The 22,365-nt window shown below is 62.3% G+C and carries 19 protein-coding genes and 1 pseudogene; 13 read left to right on the top strand and 7 right to left on the bottom strand.

The genetic code is table 11. The annotated features are described in order from the left end of the window. Window positions 1-93: 93 nt before the first annotated feature. A complete protein-coding gene (locus AC0NID_RS33650; RefSeq protein WP_473454859.1) occupies window positions 94-741 on the bottom strand; it encodes a response regulator transcription factor in 648 nt (215 codons plus the stop codon). Window positions 742-883: 142 nt separating this feature from the next. Between AC0NID_RS33650 and AC0NID_RS33645 the strand changes: the two genes are divergently transcribed. From AC0NID_RS33645 to AC0NID_RS33630, 4 genes are all read left to right on the top strand, one after another. After that, window positions 884-1,117, top strand: a complete 234-nt coding sequence (locus AC0NID_RS33645) for a beta-propeller fold lactonase family protein (protein ID WP_473454858.1) — start codon at window positions 884-886, stop codon at window positions 1,115-1,117. A gap of 29 nt (window positions 1,118-1,146) precedes the next feature. Beyond that, a complete protein-coding gene (locus AC0NID_RS33640; protein ID WP_473454857.1) occupies window positions 1,147-2,664 on the top strand; it encodes a S10 family peptidase in 1,518 nt (505 codons plus the stop codon). Window positions 2,665-2,757: 93 nt separating this feature from the next. Further along, window positions 2,758-3,336 (top strand): DUF1349 domain-containing protein, encoded by a 579-nt coding sequence (locus AC0NID_RS33635; RefSeq protein ID WP_473454856.1) that lies wholly within the window; start codon window positions 2,758-2,760, stop codon window positions 3,334-3,336. Between the two features lie 187 nt (window positions 3,337-3,523). Further along, window positions 3,524-6,202 (top strand): ATP-binding protein, encoded by a 2,679-nt coding sequence (locus AC0NID_RS33630; protein ID WP_473454855.1) that lies wholly within the window; start codon window positions 3,524-3,526, stop codon window positions 6,200-6,202. Between the two features lie 484 nt (window positions 6,203-6,686). Here AC0NID_RS33630 and AC0NID_RS33625 read toward each other — a convergent pair. Then, window positions 6,687-7,728, bottom strand: a pseudogene (locus AC0NID_RS33625) (IS110 family RNA-guided transposase). 175 nt (window positions 7,729-7,903) lie between these two features. On the opposite strand from AC0NID_RS33625, the gene AC0NID_RS33620 reads away from it, so the two are divergent. After that, window positions 7,904-8,134 (top strand): hypothetical protein, encoded by a 231-nt coding sequence (locus AC0NID_RS33620; protein ID WP_474033385.1) that lies wholly within the window; start codon window positions 7,904-7,906, stop codon window positions 8,132-8,134. A 29-nt stretch (window positions 8,135-8,163) separates the two neighbouring features. Here AC0NID_RS33620 and AC0NID_RS33615 read toward each other — a convergent pair whose 3' ends face one another. From AC0NID_RS33615 to AC0NID_RS33595, 5 genes are all read right to left on the bottom strand, one after another. After that, on the bottom strand, window positions 8,164-10,305 hold the full coding sequence (locus AC0NID_RS33615; protein ID WP_473456490.1) for a beta-galactosidase: 2,142 nt from the start codon (window positions 10,303-10,305) through the stop codon (window positions 8,164-8,166). A gap of 24 nt (window positions 10,306-10,329) precedes the next feature. Next, a complete protein-coding gene (locus AC0NID_RS33610; RefSeq protein ID WP_473456491.1) occupies window positions 10,330-11,232 on the bottom strand; it encodes a carbohydrate ABC transporter permease in 903 nt (300 codons plus the stop codon). Continuing rightward, complete coding sequence (locus AC0NID_RS33605; RefSeq protein ID WP_473456492.1) at window positions 11,232-12,152, bottom strand: carbohydrate ABC transporter permease; 921 nt, start codon at window positions 12,150-12,152, stop codon at window positions 11,232-11,234. Before AC0NID_RS33605 ends, AC0NID_RS33610 begins: the two co-directional genes overlap by 1 nt. Before the next feature lie 79 nt (window positions 12,153-12,231). After that, the gene (locus AC0NID_RS33600; protein WP_473456493.1) at window positions 12,232-13,542 is read right to left on the bottom strand and encodes an extracellular solute-binding protein; all 1,311 of its coding nucleotides are present in this window, start codon (window positions 13,540-13,542) and stop codon (window positions 12,232-12,234) included. A gap of 111 nt (window positions 13,543-13,653) precedes the next feature. Next, on the bottom strand, window positions 13,654-14,838 hold the full coding sequence (locus AC0NID_RS33595) for an ROK family protein (RefSeq protein ID WP_473456494.1): 1,185 nt from the start codon (window positions 14,836-14,838) through the stop codon (window positions 13,654-13,656). Between the two features lie 453 nt (window positions 14,839-15,291). Here AC0NID_RS33595 and AC0NID_RS33590 point away from each other — a divergent pair, with 453 nt between their 5' ends. The 8 genes from AC0NID_RS33590 to AC0NID_RS33555 all read left to right on the top strand — a co-directional run bounded on the left by AC0NID_RS33590 (window position 15,292) and on the right by AC0NID_RS33555 (window position 22,326). Next, window positions 15,292-17,229 carry an adenylate/guanylate cyclase domain-containing protein gene (locus tag AC0NID_RS33590; protein WP_473456495.1) on the top strand — a complete coding sequence of 646 codons (1,938 nt, stop codon included), beginning with the start codon at window positions 15,292-15,294 and terminating at the stop codon, window positions 17,227-17,229. Between the two features lie 131 nt (window positions 17,230-17,360). After that, complete coding sequence (locus tag AC0NID_RS33585; protein WP_473456496.1) at window positions 17,361-17,552, top strand: hypothetical protein; 192 nt, start codon at window positions 17,361-17,363, stop codon at window positions 17,550-17,552. A gap of 186 nt (window positions 17,553-17,738) precedes the next feature. Further along, window positions 17,739-18,023: an SRPBCC domain-containing protein gene (locus AC0NID_RS33580; protein ID WP_474033384.1), complete on the top strand. Its 285-nt coding sequence runs from the start codon at window positions 17,739-17,741 to the stop codon at window positions 18,021-18,023. Between the two features lie 126 nt (window positions 18,024-18,149). Beyond that, a complete protein-coding gene (locus AC0NID_RS33575) occupies window positions 18,150-19,178 on the top strand; it encodes a zinc-dependent alcohol dehydrogenase family protein (RefSeq protein ID WP_473456497.1) in 1,029 nt (342 codons plus the stop codon). Between the two features lie 397 nt (window positions 19,179-19,575). Next, a complete protein-coding gene (locus AC0NID_RS33570; RefSeq protein WP_474033383.1) occupies window positions 19,576-19,905 on the top strand; it encodes a hypothetical protein in 330 nt (109 codons plus the stop codon). Window positions 19,906-19,957: 52 nt separating this feature from the next. Continuing rightward, on the top strand, window positions 19,958-20,356 hold the full coding sequence (locus tag AC0NID_RS33565; protein ID WP_473456499.1) for a nuclear transport factor 2 family protein: 399 nt from the start codon (window positions 19,958-19,960) through the stop codon (window positions 20,354-20,356). A 311-nt stretch (window positions 20,357-20,667) separates the two neighbouring features. Beyond that, a complete protein-coding gene (locus tag AC0NID_RS33560) occupies window positions 20,668-21,555 on the top strand; it encodes an arginase family protein (protein ID WP_473456621.1) in 888 nt (295 codons plus the stop codon). Between the two features lie 60 nt (window positions 21,556-21,615). Beyond that, complete coding sequence (locus tag AC0NID_RS33555; protein ID WP_473456500.1) at window positions 21,616-22,326, top strand: DJ-1/PfpI family protein; 711 nt, start codon at window positions 21,616-21,618, stop codon at window positions 22,324-22,326. Window positions 22,327-22,365 lie beyond the last annotated feature (39 nt).

Below are 22,365 nucleotides of genomic sequence, written 5' to 3'. Positions count from 1 at the left end.
GTATGACGGGTCGATTGTCATGCTGTGGGTTTCCGGCCTGCTGCCGGTATCATGTTGACGCAGGCGGGCTCGACGCTTGGCGGAAGGTGATGATCAAAGCCCGCCTTTGTGACGTGTCCCCGGATGATCGGCGGCTTCGCCAAACGTCGCCCAGGCCAATTCAGTCCTGCTGCCGAGGTGGAGCTTTTCGAAGACATGGTGCACGTGCATTTTCACCGTGCCCTCGGATACGTGCAGCTGGTTGGCAATGCTCTTGTTGCGGAACCCGCGTGCGACGAGGCTGGCGACTTCGGCCTCACGTCCTGTAAGCGTGCGCGCAGAGTGATGTAGCGCGCTCGGCATCACCAGCTGCTGTAGGATATCATGATCGATCCATTTTCGACCGCCTCCCACCGCACTTACACATTCGATAAGGTAGCCGTGGCTGACGCCGTCCAGCAACAAGCCGTCGGCGTCGAGTGCCCGTATCTCATTGACGTCGAATTCGCCCTTTGGCTGCAGGATGAAAATGATGCCCAGAGCACTGTTGCTGGCCCTTAGCCGGAAAGAGAGAGTGGCTATCTGCCGATCCGCAATGTCCAGGCCTATGATCGCAATATCAGGCCGATGACGCTCCACATGGGGGAGAACGTCAATTGCGCGGTGGCAGTCTGCAACAATGCTGTGTCCGGCCCCCCGCAGAACCCACTCCAGACCGGCGAGATAGACCCCCCGAGGGTCCGCAACAACCAAAGTTGACATGCGAACACCGTCCGTAAAACACACAACGAACTTTGTTAAATATGTCAGGAAGTCAGGAAACCAGAGCCTCAGGTGTTTGTCAAGCAACTCCTAATATAACAGCAACTGCCTGAGAACGGCCCCAACCCTTAGGGCACACGCAGTGCGGGCATCATCGAGCCTGCGTCACGTGGCGCTGCATCCGGGCGGGCGTCTCGTGTTCGTCATGAATGAACTGGATTCGACCGTCGTGTCGCTTGCGCTCGACGATACGTCAGGGAAACTCACCGTCATCCACACGAAGCCGGCCGTTGCGGCGGAGGCGCGACGGCAATCATTGCGCGGACGAGAGGGCATGCACGGTCCTGTGATTTCGGCTGAGCCGTCAGCGTGGTAGTTTCCGATCGTTTCCGCTCCGGAGTCGTCATGCGCACCAAGCTGCTGGAAGTCACCCTTGCCGTGTTGCTGCTGGTTGGCGGCGTTCCCGCTGGTCATGCGGACGTCGCCGAGCGGCCGCCGTCTTCGGGTGGAGTTCTGTCGCTGCTTCCGCCTCCGCAGGTCTCCGATCATTCGATCGTGATTGCGGGACGTGCGCTCAACTATCAGGCAAAGGCAGGCACGCTGTCATTGCCATCCGGCAAGGGCGATGTCACCGCCGAAATTTTTCACGTCGCCTACATGCTGCGTCCCGAAGCGAACCGGGAACCTGACCCCCAGCGCCCGATCACTTTCGTATTTAACGGTGGTCCCGGAGCGGCTTCCGCATATCTGCACCTTGGCGCGCTCGGTCCACGCGTCATGGCGACAGCGCCAGATGGAAGTTTTCTGCCGTCGCCACAGCGGCTTTTGAACAACCCGAACACCTGGCTCGACATGACCGACCTGGTCTTTGTCGATCCGGTTGGAACAGGCTACAGCCGTGAAGCGCCCGGCACCGAAGCGCGCAGCTTCTGGGGCGTCAACCAGGATGCCGCGTCGATGGGCGCCTTCATCCGGCTCTATCTGGCGCAGGCGGGCCGCACAGCCTCGCCGGTATTTCTTGCCGGGGAAAGCTATGGCGGGTTCCGGGCGGCACTGCTCGCCAAGACGCTTCAGGAAGATATCGGCATCAGTCCGAGCGGCATCGTGCTCATCTCGCCGGCGCTCGAATTCACGCTCGTGCGCCCCGACGAGTTCCAGCCGCTCCACTGGGCGCTCGAACTCCCGTCGCTGGCGGCGGTGCGCCTGCACAGCGAAGGCGTCACCGGTTCCGCGCTGCGGGAGCATCTGGCCGAAGTCGAACGCTATGCGCTTGGCGACTATCTCGTCGCGCTTGCCAGCGGACTCGAACAGGGTGGGCGCCTGGCGAGCCGGCGCGTGGCCGAAATCACCGGCCTGCCCCTCGACCTCGTCCAACGAAACTTTGCGCGTATTCCCACCGCGCTCTTCACCAGGGAGGCTGCCCGCGCAAGGGGCAAAGTCCTCAGCGCCTATGACGGCACGATCGAAACGGCGGACATTGCCCCGGAAAGCCCGAGATATGGTGGCCCCGATCCGGTGCTCGACCGAAGCGTGCCGGCGCTCACGTCCGCCTTTGTCAGCTATGTGCGTGACGAATTGAAATACCGCACCGATCTAAGCTACCGGCTTCTCAACCGCGAAGTCAGCGGCAATTGGGATTACGGGACGAGCCCAACGCGTCAGGGCTATGTCGGCGTGATGGGCGATCTTCAGCAGGCGCGCGCATTGAACCCCGGCCTCGGCGTTTTGATCGTCAACGGCTACACCGACCTGGTGACACCCTATTTGGTATCACGCTACCTTGTCGGCCAGATTCCTTCGCTTGCTGGTGCAAAGCCCATCCGCATCGACCTGCTGGAAGGCGGCCACATGATGTATTTCAGGCCAGAGAGCCGGCGCGCGCTGAGGCAGGCTGCGTCCGAGCTTTACCAAGCGCCGAAATGAAAGGTTGCGGACAAAACGATCCGGATGAGGGTCGTGGCCGCCTCTTCGCATGAGCGACGGATAACGCAACACGAACCGGAGGCGAGCAAGTCGATGACATCTCACAATGCAGAACTGACCTGGCTCAACCCGCCACCGCATCATGATTTCGGCGACGGCGTGCATGTGCGGACCGGCAAGGAAACCGATTTCTGGCGCGAGACGTTCTACGGCTTCTGGCGCGACAATGGCCATTTCCTCTACAGGCAGGTCGAGGGCGACTTCAGTGCCGAGGTCACCGTCAAGGGAGATTACAAGGTGCTCTACGATCAGGCTGGTTTGATGGTCCGGCTGAGCGAGACGCACTGGGTCAAGGCTGGCATCGAGTTCACCGACGGGCTGGCATATTTTTCCGTCGTCGTCACCAACGATACTTCCGACTGGTCGCTGGTCAGCATTCCGGCCGGTCCGGATGGCGTCAGGATCCGGTTGACCCGCCACACCGAGGCGATCCGCGTTCAGTATCTGGATGCCTCCGACCATCACTGGAAGCCGGTGCGGCTCGCCTACTTCCCGCCCTCGAAAACGGTCGATATCGGCATGATGTGTTGTTCGCCGCAACGTGAAGGTTTCGAAGTCACATTCAACGATTTTTCGGTCGGCCCGGCGATCTCGAGGGACCTCCATGACTGACGTGTCCTGTCACCGCGTCGGGGCTCCGCCTTCACAAGCAGCATCGTTCCGACAGGCGCGTTGCGCGGCAAGATAAGCCGAAGCAATTCGATCTGCTGCCGTCGGTCCGATCAATCCACGTGAAATGTCGTTGTTGCACTCAAGACTTACTGCTGTACCTTCAAAGATCATGGAGGCGTGAGCTCTTATGCTGCTTGAGCGAGAGGGGCCGCTTGGAACTTTGTTGGCCAGCGCCGAGAGAGCTGCGGCCGGACACGGCGGGACTGTGCTGGTGGACGGCGAAGCCGGCGTCGGCAAGACTTCCCTCCTGTGCGAATTCGCGGAGAACGCCGACAGCAATTGCCGGATGCTGTGGGGCTGGTGCGAGGCGCTCTTTACCCCCCGCCCGCTCGGTCCTCTCCAGGACATGGCGCATCTGCTGGACCCTCGCGTGGCGGCGCTGCTCGAGGAGACCGCGGCGCCGGAGCGGCTTTTTCCGGCGTTGTTGAATGCACTTCAGCACACCAAGGGCACGACCGTGCTCATCTTCGAGGACATGCACTGGGCCGACAATGCGACACTTGACCTGGTAAGATACCTTGGTCGCCGCGTCTCCCTGCTTCGCACGATGCTGGTGCTCAGCATGCGCAGAGACGAGATAAGTGCCGATCATCCTCTCACCCACGTGCTCGGCGACCTTCCGTCCGCCTCGGTTAGCCGCGTGACGCTGGAACCGCTGTCTTCCCAGGCGGTGACGGTGCTGGCCGAGCAGGCCGGCCGCTCCGCCGACGGCCTTTATCGCATTACCGAGGGCAATCCCTTCTTCGTCACCGAGCTCCTGTCCAGCAGCGAGGCCGAAACGACGCGCGTGCCCGATTCCATACGCGACGCGGTCTGGTCGCGCCTGTCGCGCCTGACCCCGGGAGAGCGCGAGGTGCTGGAGGTCATGAGCATCATGCCGGGCAGCGTTGAGCCGTGGCTGATCCGGGCACTTCTCGGGGACGAGACCGAAGTTCTCGTCGACCAGTGCGTTGGACGGGGATTGCTGCGGCGGGATGCTCAGGGCGCGCTGACGTTTCGCCACGAGCTTGCCAGGGAAGCGACGCTCGACCGCCTCGCTCCGTCTCTCCAACGGTCGCTGCACGCGAAAGTCGAATCGGCGCTCTCCGAACTTCCGGCGGCGCAGGCAAACGCTCTGCTTTCGCGACGGGTGCACCATGCCGGCGGCGCCGACAATGGCGAACGCGTACTGGAACTCGCACCTCAGGCCGCCGAGCAGGCGGCGCGTCTGGGCGCGCATAGGGAGGCGGCTTCACATCTGGCGACCGCGCTCCGATACGTTTCAGAGGCTCCATCGGCGTTGGCGGCCCAGCTTAATGAAGACTGGGCCTACGAGGCGGGCCTGTCGCTGTTCGTCTACGATGAGATCATCGAGGCGCGGCATCGCGCCATCGCGATCTGGCGCGAGCTTGGGCGCATCGACAAGGTCGGGGCCAATCTGCGCTGGCTGTCACGTCTCCACTGGCGCCGCGGAGAGGGCCAGAAGGCGGAAGACTACGCGGATCAGGCAGTACGCGAAGTGGAGGACCTGCCGCCTGGGCCGGAACTGGCGATGGCCTACAGCACGCGCTCGCAGCTACACATGCTGCATTATCGCTTCAACGAGGCGATCGAATGGGGCGAGCGCGCGATCAGCCTGGCGGACCGGTTGGGTGAGGTCGAGACACGTGTCCATGCCCTGAACAATGTCGGCACGGCGCTGATGTTCGCCGACCGCCCTGGCGGGCGTGAGCGGCTGGAGGAAAGCCTTGCCCTAGCGCTCGATCACGGGTTTCACGACCACGCGTCGCGAGCCTATACGAACTTCGCCGAATGCGCGGTGGTGGCCAAGGACTTCGCCTTGGCCGAGCGGCTGCTCGCGGAAGGGATTGCCTACTGCGCCAGGCACGATCTCGATTCGGCGGCGCAATACCTGCTCGGCCGGCAGGCACAGCTTCGCACCGAGCAGGGGCGCTTTCGCGAGGCCGAGACGATTGCCCAGGGCGTCATGAATCTGGAACGCCTGCCTATGGTGATGCATCTGCCGGCCCTGACGGAACTCGGCAGGGTGCGGGTCCGGTTGGGTGAGCCTGACGGGGTGGCCCTGCTGGAGCAGGCGCTGCGGGAGGGCCTGACGACCGGCGAGGCTCAACGCGTCATACCGGTTCGCTTGGCGCTGGCCGAGGCCGCCTGGCTTGCCGAGGAGCCCGGCGCCGGCCGCAAGCCGCTGACGGCCCTCGCTGAAATGGACCTCGACAATTTCCGCCCCGGGGATGTCGGCGAACTGGCCGTCTGGTGGCAGCGCTGCGGAATGGCGGGATCGCTGCCGGTGCCGGCCGCCCGCATTCCCTTGCCGCAAGCACTGGAACTCCGGGGCGATCCGATGGCGGCCTCGGCCGAATGGTCCCGCCTGGGTCTTCCCTATGAGTCGGCGCTCGCCCTCACGCAGGTCCGCGGAACCGATGCCGGCGCGGCGCTGGCTCGCGCCGTGACGACATTCGAGGCCGTCGAAGCGCGCCCGGCGGCAGCGCTGGCGCGAAAGCTGGCGCAGCGCATCGGAGCCGCCAGCCAGCTGCCGAAGCAGCGCCGAGGCCCGTACACCGTGGCCAGGCAGCATCCGCTGGGGCTGACGAGGCAAGAACAACAGGTGCTCACGATGATCGCTCAAGGTCTGGGCAACAAGGAGGCGGCACGGCGCCTGTCGCGCTCGCCGCGGACAATCGAGCACCAGGTTTCCGCCGTGCTCGGCAAATTCAACGCGGCAAACCGGATGGAGATTCTGCTTCGCCTTCGCGGCGAGCCCTGGCTCTTGCCGCCGACAGACGCGCTGCAAGCCCGTGGAAACTAGACGTCATGTTCCAGGGCTGAGATCGGTAGCCCGCCCTTTCGTGCGATTAAGAGACGAGGGAGTCAAACGCTTGTCGAGCTTTCCGCTTCGCCGGTGCGTGACGTCTTTCGCGGGGTCATGCTTCTCTGCGGGATCGGCGCTCGGCCGTCGCCTTGATGGGGATCAGAAGCATGAGGCGGAACAATCTCGGAAGCGTCCTGATCGTTGTGATGCGACCGGTACTGCAACCCTCGCGAACTCACCTCATTCATCGTCCCGCGAAGGACGCTCTTTCCACCCGGCTGGTGGAACCTTATGGGGTGATCCTTGTCACGCTCGCTCTGCGATCATGTTTTCATCTCCGTGTTTGGCCGTCCCCGACCTGGTTTCGGCTCGGCCGGCGCGCGCAGTGGTCGGTCAAGGGTGGCCGAAGGTCAGCGCGCCGCGACTTGCCCTTGACGGGCCCACTGCGCGCGCCGGCAGGCTGCAATGGTCGGGCGCACAATCAGGCGGCCTTCGGCATGATGTCTTGTCGCGTCCAACGAAACTCTGTGCCGTCGCGCCACATGCGATGCATGATCACCGCCAGCCGGCGAGCCAATGCGACAATGGCCCTCTGTCGGCCGCGCCGCCTAGCGACATTCATCGCCCACGCCCTCAGCCACGACCATTTCGTCACGCGCGTTAGCAGGGTCTGCGCGGCTTCGTAAAGCAGCGTTCGCATCATGCCATCGCCGCAGCGGGAGATCCGGCCGATGCGGCGGCTTTCGCCCGACTCATGGAGCACCGGCGTCAGCCCCAAGATCTGTCCGACCGCCTTGGAGTTGCGGAAGCGGGCCGGAATGTCGATGGTCGCGGTATAGGCCAGCGCCACCACCGGACCGACGCCCGGTATCGTCGTCAGCCGCCGGCAGACCTCGTTATCCTGGACGATCGCCAGAAGCTTGCGGTGAAGCGCGGCAAAATTCTCGCGCAGCTTGCTGCGCGCCTCGAGCAGCGGCTCGACGATTTCGGCCAGATCGGGCATCCCTTCGGTGAGCTCGCGGATGCGGGGGCTCGAACTTGACGGCGCCGACCATCCCAACCTTGAGACCGAAGTTGCGCAACAGCCCGCGGATGTCGTTTTCGATGGCGATCGCCTTATCCTGCAAGAGTTTGCGCGCCATCAGCAGGGCCCGGCGCTTCTGGCTCGTCAGCGTCTTGACATGGACCGGGCGGAACAGGTTGACCCGCATCATCTGGGCAATGCCACGGGCGTCAATGCGGTCGGATTTGTTCGGCTGCGCCTCCAGGAAGGCCTTGGTGTGGCGGGTCTCGATGCAGATCACCGGCAGGCCGGCTTCGGCCAGGCCGCTGAACAGCCATTGCGACAGCGGCCCGGCCTCGAGGCCGATCCGCTCAAAGGTCCAGGCAGGATCCGAGAGCACCCGCACAAGATCCTCGGGATGGCTCGGCACCTTCATCTCCCGGCAGATCTGGCCTGTTTCGTCGACAATGCAAATTGCGGTCTCTTTTACGGAGACATCCAATCCGGCATAATGTTTCATGCTGCGCTTCTCCTTCTGATGCTTGTGGCTGTTCCAACAGACCCACGTCTAACCATCAGCTCGAAGCGCAGCACCTTCAACCTATCCACCATGCATTGTCGCCCGAAGATGAGGCTCAAGCCGAATACCCCATCTCGGATGGGCCGAGCCGATCCTCACGCACCGAGGGCGAGCCATGGGAGAGCATCGCGAAGCGTTTGTCGCGTTTGATGTAGCCAAGAAGAAGCACGCGGTTGCGATCGCGGAGGGCGGCCGCACCGGCGAGGTCCGGTTTGTCGGCGAGGTCGAAAATAGTCCTGCAGCGATAGAGCGGACGATCGGCTTGGGCGACATCATGTCCGGCAGCACACAAAGATGCCTAGAGTGGAGATTGCTGCCCAATCTAACACTGGGACAGAAGATTTGAGCGTTTCCCAAGGCCTCGCGACAACATCCCTAGTCCAGTTCGATGATGCTGCAGCCATAGGCCGGGAGCGACAGCTTACCGCCGCGTACTTTGCCATCGCCGAGCAAATCCTTGCCCGCGGGGACATTGTCGATGCTTGCCAGCTCGCCCATCGTATTGAGGATGAACAGCAGGCGGCGGTCCTTGCTCTCGCGGATGGTCGCTTCGACGCCGGCCGGCATGTCGGCGATGAGCGGCACGATACCGGCGGGCGCCAGCACTTGATCGGCCAGCACCTCGACCAGAGCATCGCTGAGGTACGTGCCGAGGTAGATCACATTGCCCTTGCCGACCTTGCGCGAAGTCATCGCGGCCTGGCCCTCGGCGAAGCGCCTGGCCCAGCGGCCGATGACCTCTGTGCCCGGCGCCACCTTCAGCAGCTCATAGAGATGCGCCGCCGTCACCTGCGCATTCCCGATCTTGAGCTCGTATTGGCGGCTCGCCGACGTCGCCGGCAGCTTCTTGCGCACCGTGTTGGCGCCGAAGCGGCCGCCATGTTCGAACAGGCCCTCGCCGCCGATCGGCGTCAGCAACCCGAACTCCTCGACCGTGATCCCGGCCAGCGCCGAGAGCGTCTTGCCCGGCGAGGTGTCGCGGATGACGTGGTTGTTGACGTCGCGTGATCCGGTGCGGCCGCCCAGGATCACCGTTCCACCCGCCTTAGCGAAGGCCTCGATTCGCGCCGTCCACGCATCGGTCCATTTCAGCCAATGCGGCACGTAGAACGCCTTGAGCTTGCTGAGATCATCCTCGGGATGGATGAAGCCGCAGGCGATGTTGTGGCGGTAGCAATAGCGGTGCAGCAGCGTTGCATCGTCCTGCGGGCTAGGCATGCCGATGGGGTAGGAGCGGTGCATCTCCTGATTGTCGAAATCTGATCCGGCGATGCCCAAATCGATGCGCACATGCGTGCCGAGGATCTTGTCCTTGAGCGCCGTGACCTCACCCGCAAACTGCTTGGCCTCATCATAGCGCCGCCGCGGGATGTCGTCGTGATCGATGATGCCCATCCAATAGATCTCGGCGCCGAAATGCGCCGGCCGCCAGCGGAAGAACATCACGCCATCGGCGCCGCGCGCTACTGACGTATAGGCCATGCGGCGCATCTCGCCGGGTTCGGGCGTCAGCGTCGAGAAGTTCGGCTGCGCACCGAAGCCCGATTGCTGCTCCGGCACTATGAAGTTGCCTGTCAAGCCGCGGCAGATGTCGAGACGCAGCGCCTGCGCCTCGCCGACGCCGCCGACCCGCTGCATCTCGTCATCGAGATGCGGGTAGATGTCGAAGCCAAGAAAATCGAGATCGGTCGAGAACTCGCCGCGGAAGTCGATGTCGTCGATCCGCCCCAGATTGTGGAAGACGAACCAGTCTGGATTGGTGGCGCGCAGGATCAGCACCTGATCGTGCTGGAACCGCGCCGTGACGAAGGCGAGGAAGCGGTGATAGTCGACCACATGGGTCGGCCCGATCGGGGCAGGGGCGTAGTCGAGAGGAAGCACCACTTGATCGAAATCGTCGTAGGCGGTGGCCCAGAAATGCCCGCCCCACGCATAGTTGAGCGCGGCGATGGTCTTGTACTTGTCCTTGAGGAAGGCCTGGAACTCGGCAAGAGTCACCGGACCGTAGGACAGCGATCCGGAGGTATTGAGCTCATTGTCCGTCTGCCAGCCGATGATGTGCGAATTGCCGCGATAATGCTGGGCCATCGCTTTGGTGATGCGCTTCGAATGCTCGCGGAACACTCCGCTCGCAAGATTGGCGTGCTGGCGCGAGCCATGCCTCATGGCGCGGCCATTGGCATCGACGCGCAACACTTCGGGACAACGCGCCGTCAGCCAGCGCGGCGGCGTCGCCGTTGGCGTGCACATGATGGTCTTGATGCCAGCCTTGCCCAGCACATCTATGGCGCGGTCGAACAAGTCGAAGTCGAATGTCCCCTCCTGCGGCTCTAGAATGTGCCAGGCGAACTCCGCAAGCCGCACCGTGTTGAAGCCCGCGGCTGCCATGCGGTCGGCGTCGCGCTGCCAATAGCTCTCATCGACATGCTCCGGATAATGCGGGGTACCGACGAGGAACGTGTCGGTCGCGATCGGCCGCCAGACAGAGAGCGGCGCGGATTTCGAGGCAGTCGTCATAGTCGGAAAACTCCAGGCGATAGTCTATTTGATGGCGCCGGCGGTGAGGCCGCCCTGCCAGAACCGCTGCAGCAGCAGGAACACCACGATGACCGGGATGATGCTGACCAGCGCGCCGGTGATGATGATCGAGAACAGCACCTGTCCGCCGCCACCGCCCTGCTGCGCGAGCTGATACCAGGTCGCAAGGCCCACCGTGATCGGCTGATACTCCTGCGAGCGCAGCACGATGAGCGGCAGGAAGTAATTGTTCCAGGTCCCGACGAACGACAGTAGTGCCACGGTCACCATCCCCGGCGCCACCAGCCGCAGCACGATGGCGCGGAAGATCACGAACTCGCCGGCGCCATCGATACGCGCTGCGTCGAGCAGTTCGTCGTCGACGCCCTGCTCGATATAGACGCGCATCAGATAGACGCCGATCGGCGAGATCATCGAGGGCAGGATCACGCCCAGCGGATTATCGCTGAGACCCGAAAGCGCCAGCAGCAGGAAGATTGGCACGACGAGTGCCGTCTGCGGGATCATCACAGCGCCCAAGACCAGCGCAAACAGCAGATTGCGGCCGACGAATTTGAACTTGGCTAACGCATAGCCTGCCGCGGTAGCCAAGATCGCGGCACCGATCCCGGCGGCGGTCGAATAGAGCAGGCTGTTGAACATCCAGCGCATGAAGATGCCGTTGTCGCGCGCCAGCAGATCGCTCAGATTCTGCCAGAGGTTGAACTTGGTGCCGAAACCGAAGCCGAACGTGGTGAACAGGTCGCCATTCGTCTTCGTTGCCGATAGGACCAGATAGACCAGCGGCACGAAGCTGTAGACGAGGAACAGTGACAGCAGCAGCGTGAGGATGATCCGCGAGCGCCGCCGTTCGCCGGGCCGGCGCCTGGCCGCGTCGAAAGTGGCGATGTCGGTGGTCGCAGTCATCATTGCTCCGGCCGACGGCGGTTGGTGATCAGGGTGAAGATGTAGGAGGCGCCCGCGATCACGATGCCAAGCACGAACGAGACGGCGGCCGCATAGCCATACTGCTGGTTCTGAGTCGCCAGAGAATAGGCATAGAGGTTCGGTGTGTAGCTCGAATTGATGGTGTTACTGGCGAGCGCGCGCATCAAGTACGGCTCATTGAACAGCTGCAGTGTGCCGTTGATCGAAAAGATAATGGTGAGCAGGATCGCCGGCCACAGCAGCGGCAGCTGGATCAGCCGGGCAAATTGCCAGGGCGAGGCGCCGTCCATCCGCGCGGCCTCGGCGAGGTCCGACGGGATCGCCTTCAGCGCGGCGTAGTAGATCACCATATTGTAGCCGACATATTCCCACGTCACGATATTGGCCAGTGAGAAGATCATCGCGCCCGGCGACAGGAAGTCCGGCGGCGGCAGGTTCAACGCCTTGGCCATCTGCGTGAACGGGCCGAAGGTGGGGCCGTAGAGATAACCCCAGATGATCGTCGCGATCACGCTCGGCACGGCGTAGGGGAGGAAGAAGCCGAGCCGGAAGACGCTCTTGGCATAGACCTGGCCACGATCAAGCACGATGGCGAACAACAGCGCCAGGGCCAGCATGATCGGCACCTGCACGATGCCGAACAGAACGAGGTTCCACACGCCGCCCCAGAATTTGGCGTCGCTCGCGACCTTGATGTAGCTGACTGCACCCGCGAACTGCCGTCCGCCCACCAGCGTGTCGCGGTGGAGGCTCATGTAGAACGCATAGACCAGCGGTGCGACGATGAAGGCGATAAACAGCAGCACGAAGGGCGCCAGGAGGAGATAGGGCGCAAGCTTTCGTGAACTAAAACCGCCCAATCGCGCTGGGCGCGTCGCTGCGGCTGGCGAATTCGACATTGCCATGGGTCCCCCGTCCGGCAAGATGAAGAGATCGGGCGCGCCGATCAAGGCGCGCCCGGCCGGTGCCCGGGAGGAGTTAGGCCACGGTGAAGCCTTGGTCCTTCGCGTAGGCGACCACGGCGTCCTGGACGCGGTCGAACGCATCCGACAGCGTGCCGTTGCCGCTGATCGAGGCGCCGAATTCATCGGCCATCGACTGGTAGAGGAAGCCCTGGAACGGGCTCCACTCAAACGGCGCCACGGCACTCGCCGATTTGGCAAACACTTTGTTCACCTCCTGGCCGCCGAAGAATTCCGGCTTGGCGCTCGCCCATTCCGGGCTCGACAGCAGCGCGTTGGTGCAAGGGAAGAAGTTTTGCTTGGTGGTGTAAAGCTTTGTGGCTTCGGGATCCGTGTTCAGCCAGATCGCGACTTCGGCGGCCTCGGGCAGACGCTGGGTCGCTTTCATCACGGCCAGCGATGAGCCACCCCAAGCGCCAGTCACGAACTTGCTCGCGTCCCACTGCGGCAGATCGGCGGCACGCCACTTGCCCACGCTGGTCTTGGCGACCGAGGTCAGGAACAGCGGACCCCAGCCCGCAGCGAGCCAGGTGGCATAGCGGCCCGAGTCGAGGCCGGTGTACCACTCATTGTTGAAGCCCGGCTTGGTCTCGATAACACCTACGTTGATAAGGTCCTGCCAATAGGCGGCGAAGTCCTTGGCAATCTTGTCGTTGATCCTGATCACGAGCTTGTCGCCATCGCGGCTGACCGGCTTCCAGCCCATAGGCCACAACAGACCCAAGACCCAGTCGGCATTGGCTCCGAACGGCGCGTCGGTCATGAACACATTCGGATCGGCCGCATGGATCTTCTTGCCCGCATCGGCAAACTCGGCCCAGGTGGTGGGCGGCGTGATCCCATGTTTGTCAAAGATGTCCTTGCGATAGAGCATCGCCATCGGACCGTAATCCTGCGGCGTGGCGTTGACCACATCGCCCTTGGCGACCTGCGCCCACAGGCCTTCGGGAAACTCGCCCTTACGGGCATTGGCATACTGGCCGATGTCTGCGAGGGCGTCGACCTGGCGGAAGCTCTCGAGGTGCTGGTATTCGATCTGGGCGACGTCGGGCAGGCCGCTGCCCGCCTGCAGACCCGCGCGGAGCGCGTTATATAGCGGGTCCCCCTGGCCAGGATTCACGAGTTCGATCTTGATACCCGGATGCGCGGCGTTGAACAGGTCGACCTGAAGCTGGAGATCCGGCACCCACGACCACAGCACCACCTTGACGGGAGCGGCGGCGCGAACTGCCGCCGGCAGGGCCGCTACCGCAGCGCTCGCACCCGCAACTTTCAAGAAGTCACGACGCTGCATCGTCCGCCCAAGCGGATTGAAAATCTTCGTCATTGTAGTCCTCCCATGAAAGATACGCTCCCACACGACGCAGGGCGCAGTTTTTCTTTCAGTTAGAAACTTAATGCCGAGATTCAGTCGCTGTCAATCGCGATCGATTGATCTTTAGTCGGCCATCAAGAGGCTGTCGGCAGGGTTGAGCGTCGTCGCATCGAGCACTAGGCGCACCGCTCCAAGCACGATGTCGCGATGCCCCAGCGCGCCTATCACGAGGCGCGGCGGGTCGTACACATTGCCCTTGAGGCGATGCCGCAGCACATCGAGCACCAGATCACCGCCGCCGACGATCCGGCCCGCCAGTACGATGATTTCGGGGTTCATGAAGGCAGCAACACTGCCCACCGCCATCGTCGCATAGTCGAGAAGTTCGGTCACGACTGGCGCGATTGTGCCCGCCTGCCGGTCGATGACGGCAGCTAGGGTGAGCTTCCCCGCCGCATACCGCGTGTTGGCCTCTTCGAGCATCATGGTCGCCTGTTCGGGGATGCCGAAAAAGCGCAGCGATTGCTTGTCGCCCAGATGTTCGAACGGCCGCCCGGTGAGGAGGGGGTCATCGAGATACCAGCCGAGCTCGCCCGCCGCATGCGAATGCCCGCCGTAGAGCTTGCCGTCGATCACGACGCCCGCGCCGGCACCGGGCCCGATCGAGAGGCTCACGACGCTGCCGGCGCCACGCCCGGCCCCGAATCCCCATTCGCCCACAGCGGCGAGGTTGCGCCCGTTTTCGACGACGATGGGCATCTGAAAATGCTCGCTGAGCCGCGCCCGCAACGGCATGTCGCGCCAGCCGAGCCCAAGCGTCAGCACCACTTCGCCCGCCGGTTGCCTGACGATCGAGGGTAAGCCAATGCCGATGCCGCGAATGGTTTGGCCGCGTGGGCGGGGAGCCGCCATCAACCGGTGGATCAGGCCGACCAGCTTCTCGAAATTGCGCTCGCCATCATCGTCGGCGGTCTCGTGCATTTCGGTCTGCACGACGCCCTCGAGATTGGCCACGGCGCCATAGAACTCGCCCTTGCCGGCCTCGATGCCGATGATCGCATGCGCCGCGCCGCGGAACTTGATGCGTGCCCGGGGACGGCCCCGGACATTGGCCTCGTCAAACCCGTCATATGCCACCAAATCCTCGGCAATCAGATCCTCGATCACCCGCATCACCGTCGGGATGCTGATGTTCAGTCGCTCGGCGAGGCTCGAAGGTGATGCCACTCCTTCGGTGCGGATCAAATCCACCACGGCCGAACGATTGAGTCGGCGTAACAGGCTCGACGTCGTGGGCTGGCGCTTCATTCATGGACCAGTTGCAAAGGCCGGCGGACCGGCAACGAGCGTCGGCATAGACCAGAACCGTGCCAGAGTCCGCCTTTTTTTGATGACGTCGAACGTCAGTTGTCGCTCCGAATTAGGTTAACTGCTTGAGACGACTTTGATTGGCTGGTGACCAGACTCGAGCCCTTCCTTTCGGGAGATGATACACCTGTTCTGGAAGGGTTGAGAGCAAGGCACCTAACGCTTACGGTTGCGCACAGAGAACATGATGTCTGGAATTTTCGAGGCGCCCGCGTCCGCGACTGAGGCGGGCGCTCTTCCATATTTACGAAAGGGACACCCCTTTGAGGAGAGGATCGGAATCATCGGCGCCGGAAACATCGGCGCCACATTGGTGCGAATGCTTCGGGCGCGGCCTCTCCTTAAAACCGTCACCGGGCTTGCGATGCGGTGGCGCATTATGACATTGGCTGCATGAGCACGTCCGCACGACCAGCGCGTCTGGTCCGCCCCGAAAAGAAGTGGCGTCGCATCCCCATTGCAGTCATCATGGCGATGAGTTTCGGCAGCCTCGTGTTCCTGTCGGTCGGCGGCGTGCTCGCGTTGTCGGTCGGCGCCAACCTTCGCAACACGTTCGACCTGCTCGGCGCCCAGTCGACGCTCCTGATCGATGCGATGGAGGATTCGCTGCGCGCCGAGATGGGGCGCGCCGAGAGCGCCGTGGACGGCGTCGCGCAGCTCTACAAGCAGGGCGAGTTCCAGATCGACGACGAGGCGATGTCGGCGGCACTTGCCAGTGCGCTGGCGGCAGCGCCGGGGGTGAACGCAATGTTGATCTGCACACCCGACCTGATTTGCAGGGGGGCGGCGGTGACCGGGGACAACGACGCCAAATATCCTGCCGGAACGATCCGGAAACTCCCCGCCGAGACCGAGAAATCGCCACAAGTGCGCGCCGTTCTTGAAGAGCGCCAGCAGGTTGACGGGCGGCGGTGGGGCGCCTTGGTGGCCAACGAATATGGCTTGTACGCCAACGTCTCGGCGCCGCTGTCACGCGATGGTGCCACGAAGGCCTGGGTGATCGCCGCGGTGGAACTGCAGAACTTATCCAAAATCACGCAGGAACTGTCGTCGCGCTTCGGCACCCATGCCTTCATTCTGGATGGCGACGGATCCATCCTGGCGGACCAGCGGCTGGCTTCCCCGGATGCGCTGAAGAACGGCATCCTGCCGCTGACGCCGCTCGCCAATTTCGGCGATCCGGTTCTCGCCGGATATGAGGCGCGCAAACCGGATGCGGAGTTCAGCACGCAGCGTACCCGCGATATCGAGGTTGCCGAAATCCAGGTAGACGACAAGGACGGTTCGACCTCATGGGACGGAGAGAACGCTTACGTCGCTATTACCCGTGAGATCACCGGCTATGGCGACCGGCCCTGGACGCTCGGCGCGTATTTCAAGACCAGTCAGATCGGCGACGAAATCGAGCGCATCATGGGATCGGCCATGCTTGGACTTGGCGCGATGGCGGTGGCGGTCACCATCGCGATCCTTCTCGGCAAGCGCCTGTCGCGCCCGATCCAGGCGATTGCCGGCCAGGCCACGCGCGTCGCCGATTTCGATCTCGACGGCGTGACCCCCCTGCCGCGCAGCAGGGTGCTGGAGTTGGACAACCAGGCTTCGGCGTTCAATGCCATGCTGATCGGTCTGCGTGCATTCTCGACCTATATTCCGCGCTCGCTGGTGGCCAAGCTGGTGCGCACCGGAGAGATCGGCATCGCCGAACCGCGCGAAGCGGTCGTCACCGTCATGTTCACCGACATCGCCGGCTTCACCACGCTGTCGGAGCAGATGGACGCCGCCGCCGCGGCCAGGCTGCTGAACCACCACTTCGCGATCTTGTGCGGCGCGGTCGATGCACATGGCGGTACTGTCGACAAGTTCCTGGGCGACGGCATGCTGGCGTTCTTCGGCGCGCCGGATCGTCTCAAGGGCCATGCCGCCGCGGCCGTCCGCGCCGCCGCGGCGATCCGCGAGGATCTGGAGAAGGACAATCTGGAAGCGGCTGGCGAAGGCCGGCCTCCGCTTCATGTCCGCATCGGCATCCACACGGGCTCCGTCATCGTCGGCAATATCGGCGCATCCGACCGCGTCAATTATACGATCGTCGGCGATACCGTGAACGTCAGCCAGCGGCTGCAGGACCTCGGCAAGCAGCTCGAACCGGGCGCCACCGCCGCAATCGCCATTTCCGGCGAGACCGCGTCGCGGCTCGACGAAACGTTCGAAAGGATCCCCGCGGGCAAGCACCGGCTGCGCGGCCGCGGCGAGGCGACGGAGGTCTTCCAGCTTGGCAAAGTCGCGACGTCAGCATCGCCCCCTATGGACGTTCACCGCGCCCAAGCGGGCTGAGTAACATGCCACTTCCATGCCGCTGATCGGCGGCTTGAAGAAGCTGACGGCTTGGGAATGACTGGAGCCGGGTCACCTAGCGCCCTAGCTGATTTCAATTGGAACGCAGCGCCGACCGGAGGCCCGTCGACATGCAGATGATGACCTACGGCGCATGGCTCGCGATTATTGCCACCGTCGGTCTGGCCCTGATCGGCAGTTTCGCATCCGCCCTGAGCGATTGGCTCCTCCGTCGTCCGCGTGTTGTTGTGGGAATCAACATCGGTGCAGGCGTGACCTTCGTAAGCACGGGAGTTTCTGCGGCTGCACTCCAGCAGCGCTGAAGCAACGCGCCAGCCAAAAGAAGGGGACTGAACATGACCGATGCAAAGAGCGGCTTCTCGTACGTGACATACATCAGAACCACACCGGATGAGTTGTGGGTCGCGCTCACCAACACATAACAGGTTGAGAAGTGTTGGTTCGGAGCGCATTTCGAGACCGACTGGAAGGTCGGATCGCCGTGGAAAGTGGTCCTACCCGATGGACAAACGGCCGACGCTGGCGACATTGTCGAGCTCGATCGTCCGAGAAGGCTCGTGCTGACGTGGAGAAATGAGGCGAACCCGGAAGTTGCCGCCGAGGGATATTCGCAATGCTCGCTCGAGCTCGAACCGAAAGGTGATGTAGTCAAGCTGAACCTAAGCCATTCGATCGAACGCGCAAATTCGCAACTCATCGCAGGCGTATCCGCAGGCTGGCCGCAGATCCTTTCCAACCTGAAATCGCTGCTCGAAACGGGCAAGCCATTCTGAGCTAGGAAGGATGTAGCCGACCGGGATCACGGCCGTCCCGATAGCTCGCCCCATTGCAGCAACGCAGTAGTCGGGAACGACCACAACGCGCAGGTGACCTCGGTCTCTTATTCGCAGCGTTTGATCATGTTCGAGTTCGAAGGAGCGATTATGCAACGTGTCAGGCTCAAAGCGCCGGGCGGACTGGAGAACCTCGAACTGGTTGAGGAAGATCAGTCCGAACCGGGGTCCGGGGACGTGTTGGTCAGGATCCGCGCCTGCTCGATGAATTTCCATGACCACATGGTCGTGCATGGCAAAATACGCTGCGGCGACGGCCGTGTTCAATTGAGCGATGGCGCCGGAGAAGTAGTCGCAGTTGGAGACGGTGTTGACGATTTTAGGATCGGGGATGCCGTTGTGAGCATATTCTACCCGAATTGGTCGGGAGGCGAACCGACACCTGCTTTCAGCCACGACATTCCGGGTGAAACAATCGATGGCTATGCCAGCGAATTCGTTCAACTTCCTGCGCGCTACTTCACGATCGCTCCCACCGGCTGCACGCATGTCGAGTCGGCGACCCTTCCATGCGCAGGTGTCACTGCGTGGAGAAGCCTAGTGACATGTGGCCAGGTCAAGCCCTGCAATACGGTGCTGATCCTTGGGACAGGCGGTGTTTCGCTGTTCGCGCTGCAATTCGCCAAAGCTGCAGGGGCCCACGTGATCGCCACATCGTCCTCCGAGGAGAAGCTGGAAAAGCTCCGGCGGCTCGGTGCCGACGACATCATCAACTATAAGTCCGTGCCGGATTGGGGCCGGAAGGCGACGGATCTGACGGACGGACGCGGAGTCGATCATGTGATCGAAGTCGGCGGACCAGCCACTTTGGCGCAGTCGATAACCGCCTGCAGGATAGGTGGGCATATTGCCGTCGTGAGCGTCCTCACCGGTTTTACGGGACAAGTGTCGATCCCCTCGCTGTTCTCCAAGCAAATCCGCATCAGTGGGATTTCCGTAGGCAGCAGAACGGATCAAGAAGCAATGCTCCGGGCGATTACTTCCAATCAAATAAAGCCCGTGATCGACCGTAGCTTTCCGCTGCGGGAGATTGGTGCCGCCTTCGAGTACTACGAATCCCAAAAGCACGTCGGCAAGGTTTGCCTCGAGCTTTGACCTGGAGCGTCGTCGATAAGGTGAATCATTTCGTTTGATGGAGGACGCATTGAGATGTGCACGGACAGCTGGGACAGGACCAAGCTCGATTGTGCAGGCAAGTCTCTCAGAGACAAGGCCGACGCCAGACAACGCTTGTCAGCGTTACTGGGGCACAACCGCTAATGAGTCATGTGGCATGAATCGAGGGAACTTAGTCACTTCGGCTATTGTTACGAGGATGCTTAATCCTGTCGATCCCCGCAACGCCAAGCGGAGCAGTACCAGGGCGCACAACGTCGTCCAGCGACGAGGCCGCCGCAAAGATGAAGCGGCGCAGCGATGGGGTGCCCCGGTCTCGATCGCTTCTCAGAACCAACATAGCTCGCGACCTATGACAAGACAAAGGAGAGCCAGAATGCCCACATACCTCTTAGCATATCACGGCAGTCGAATACCGACTGCCAACGAACCGCGTGAGCTGACGCATGCCTGGAACGCTTGGATGAACCAACTTGGTGATGCGCCCGAGGGAGGCAATAACCCGGTGAACATCACCAGGACGATAGCCGCCGATGGCTCAGTCAGCACCGGCGGCGGGGCCAATCCCGTCGTTGGCTTGAGCTTCATCACCGCAAACGACATGGAGACTGCCATAAGGCTTGCCAAAACCTGCCCGCAACTCGCGGCGGGTGGCTCGATAGAGATCGCCGAGTTCATCCCCCAAACCACGGCTCAAGAGGTCTAAAGAGATCAATTAACGCCAATAATCAGCACATAATGAGAACAGGAGGCCGAACATGACTATTTCCGAGAAAGAACGCGTGCAGGAAATGATAGAAAAATGGGCAGGTGCCGTTGAGGCTGGAGACCGTCCCGGCATCCTCGCCGATCATGCCGATGATTTGCTGATGTTCGATTTTCCCTCAGTAGTTCGTGGTATCGAGGCCTATAACGAGACATGGGATTTCTTCTTCGCCAATCCCAAGGGAGCGATCACCTTTTACCCGATTGATTTCCAAGTCACGGTAGGGAACCGCGTCGCCTTCGCCAGTTGCCAGATTCATTGCGACGGAACGTCAGCGGGGCCGCTTGATCTGAGGCTAACGGTCGGGCTCGAAAAGAGGAACGGTGGCTGGACCATTACGCATGAGCATCATTCTGTGCCGACGACCGAGGGACGGTTTATTTCTCCCTGAAGCGATGGCCGATCCACCGGGCTCGGAGCCAGCCTGAATGCGAGAGCCGCGGCGAAGGGGCGGGCTATGGATCTTTTTTGGCGAAGCCCGAACCTTCGGTGGTCGGATCCCACGCGGGTCAACGGCTTCAAGCTCGTGAAGGGAACAGCGTGGATCAGCCGTAAGCCTTAAGAGCGGCGACTCGCATTTTGCCGCCGACGAGCTTTGGATCGGCTCCCTGTCACAAGCACTATCAAAATCATAAACCTCTAGTCGGCCTAGCGGAGCGAACTTCATTGGCATCGAAAGCATCGGCATTGGAGCGCGATTTCATGGCTCATCCGAGTTATGTCGTTATTGAAGCTCCCTCCGTACTGGGCCTGTTTCCAAAAGGCGTGGAGACATTACCCGACGCTTTGCTCGCGGCCGGCCTGATGGAGCGAATTCATGCGCGCCGCGCCGGACGCGTCGAGCCGCCGCCCTACGATCCGCGACGCGACGAAGCCACCGGGTTGCTGAATCCTCACCAAATCGCCGACTATTCCCGCGCGCTCGCCGACACAATCACGCAAGTGCTAGCGCACCGGGACTTCCCGGTCGTCCTCGGCGGCGACTGCTCCATCCTGCTGGGCTGCCTCCTGGCGGCCCGACGTCGGGGCCGAACAGGGCTGCTGTTCCTCGACGGCCACGCTGACTTCTATCAAGCTGAGGCGGAGCCCAATGGCGAGGCGGCATCGATGGACCTAGCGCTCGCTACCGGGCGCGGTCCTGAGCTCGTGACAAACTTGGAAGGTCAGCGCCCTCTCGTGAGAGATGAAGACGTGGTCGTGCTCGGCCGCCGCGATGCTGCAATCGCCGACGAGCAGGGCAGCCAACGGGTCGAAGACACCGAGATCGCAATGTTCGACCTCGCGGCGATCCGTCAACGAGGTCTGTCAGAGGCCATCGACCGCGCGCTTGAACGACTCTGCATCCCGGCACTCGACAGCTTCTGGATCCACCTCGATGCCGATGTGCTCGATGACGCGGTGATGCCGGCAGTCGACTATCGAATGCCAGGAGGCTTGCAATGGGACGAACTGTCGGCCGTGTTACATCGCGCTATCGGAACCGGCCGCGCACTCGGCATCAACATCACCATCTTCAACCCCAAGCTGGATGCGACCGGAACAATTACCCGCGCCTTTGTCGGCGCGCTCGCAAAAGGACTGGCGGCCTGAGGTTACAACCCCCCGCTAACATGCCTGCTGAGCTTCCGTCGCCGGAAAGGAGCCCCCGCCATGACCCACACGAATATGCACATTGTCTTCGCGATCTTCGACAGGATGACCCAACTAGACTTCACGGGGCCGCACCAGGTTTTCAGCTATCTGCCCGATGCCCGCATCACGGTCGCCTCCATGGGAGGCCGCGATGTAGAGGCGCGAGGGATGGTATTCGGCGGACTTTCCGATCTGAGAGAAGTGGACAACTGCGATCTGCTCTGCTTGCCCGGCGGCGCCGGTGTGACCGAGGCGATGGTCGATGAAACTTTCATGCAGGAGATCCGACGCCTTGCCGCCGGCGCCCGGTATTTGACGTCCGTCTGCACCGGCGCACTTATCCTCGGCGCTGCCGGTTTGCTGCGAGGAAAACGCGCGACGACCCACTGGGCCACGCTTGAGCTTCTTGCGCCATTGGGTGCGAAGCCAGACAGAGGTCGCGTCGTGCGTGACGGCAATGTCATTACTGGTGGCGGGGTCACCGCCGGAATCGATTTCGCGCTCGTCGCCGTCGCCGAAATCTACGGCCGGGCCGTTGCCGAATCTATCGAGCTTCGCATGGAATATGCTCCCGCCCCACCGTTCGGGGTTGGCCGACCAGATTTGGCGCAGGCAGAACTGATGAGCAGAGTGCGTGGCGAGTTGAAATCAATCGTGGACGCGAACCATGTAGCAGTGGAGGAAGCGGCCCACAGGCTGAAGGTGACCACTCGGGATGGGCAGACGTGAGCTTGCACTCAATTCGATCTTGCGACGCGCGCAGTCAAC

This window comes from Mesorhizobium sp. WSM4821, from assembly GCF_055901555.1.
The sequence above is the reverse complement of the archived record's forward strand: the minus strand, read 5'-3'. Positions and strand labels throughout refer to the sequence as shown.

Coding starts and splice junctions, on each gene's coding strand:
- AC0NID_RS33635 (WP_473454856.1), top strand. CDS start 2,758: ATGACATCTCACAATGCAGAACTGACCTGGCTCAACCCGCCACCGCAT.
- AC0NID_RS33600 (WP_473456493.1), bottom strand. CDS start 13,542: ATGACGAAGATTTTCAATCCGCTTGGGCGGACGATGCAGCGTCGTGAC.
- AC0NID_RS33650 (WP_473454859.1), bottom strand. CDS start 741: ATGTCAACTTTGGTTGTTGCGGACCCTCGGGGGGTCTATCTCGCCGGT.
- AC0NID_RS33575 (WP_473456497.1), top strand. CDS start 18,150: ATGTTCGAGTTCGAAGGAGCGATTATGCAACGTGTCAGGCTCAAAGCG.
- AC0NID_RS33595 (WP_473456494.1), bottom strand. CDS start 14,838: ATGAAGCGCCAGCCCACGACGTCGAGCCTGTTACGCCGACTCAATCGT.
- AC0NID_RS33560 (WP_473456621.1), top strand. CDS start 20,668: ATGGCTCATCCGAGTTATGTCGTTATTGAAGCTCCCTCCGTACTGGGC.
- AC0NID_RS33585 (WP_473456496.1), top strand. CDS start 17,361: ATGCAGATGATGACCTACGGCGCATGGCTCGCGATTATTGCCACCGTC.
- AC0NID_RS33605 (WP_473456492.1), bottom strand. CDS start 12,152: ATGTCGAATTCGCCAGCCGCAGCGACGCGCCCAGCGCGATTGGGCGGT.
- AC0NID_RS33630 (WP_473454855.1), top strand. CDS start 3,524: ATGCTGCTTGAGCGAGAGGGGCCGCTTGGAACTTTGTTGGCCAGCGCC.
- AC0NID_RS33590 (WP_473456495.1), top strand. CDS start 15,292: ATGAGCACGTCCGCACGACCAGCGCGTCTGGTCCGCCCCGAAAAGAAG.
- AC0NID_RS33570 (WP_474033383.1), top strand. CDS start 19,576: ATGCCCACATACCTCTTAGCATATCACGGCAGTCGAATACCGACTGCC.
- AC0NID_RS33620 (WP_474033385.1), top strand. CDS start 7,904: ATGGGAGAGCATCGCGAAGCGTTTGTCGCGTTTGATGTAGCCAAGAAG.
- AC0NID_RS33610 (WP_473456491.1), bottom strand. CDS start 11,232: ATGACTGCGACCACCGACATCGCCACTTTCGACGCGGCCAGGCGCCGG.
- AC0NID_RS33565 (WP_473456499.1), top strand. CDS start 19,958: ATGACTATTTCCGAGAAAGAACGCGTGCAGGAAATGATAGAAAAATGG.
- AC0NID_RS33640 (WP_473454857.1), top strand. CDS start 1,147: ATGCGCACCAAGCTGCTGGAAGTCACCCTTGCCGTGTTGCTGCTGGTT.
- AC0NID_RS33555 (WP_473456500.1), top strand. CDS start 21,616: ATGACCCACACGAATATGCACATTGTCTTCGCGATCTTCGACAGGATG.
- AC0NID_RS33615 (WP_473456490.1), bottom strand. CDS start 10,305: ATGACGACTGCCTCGAAATCCGCGCCGCTCTCTGTCTGGCGGCCGATC.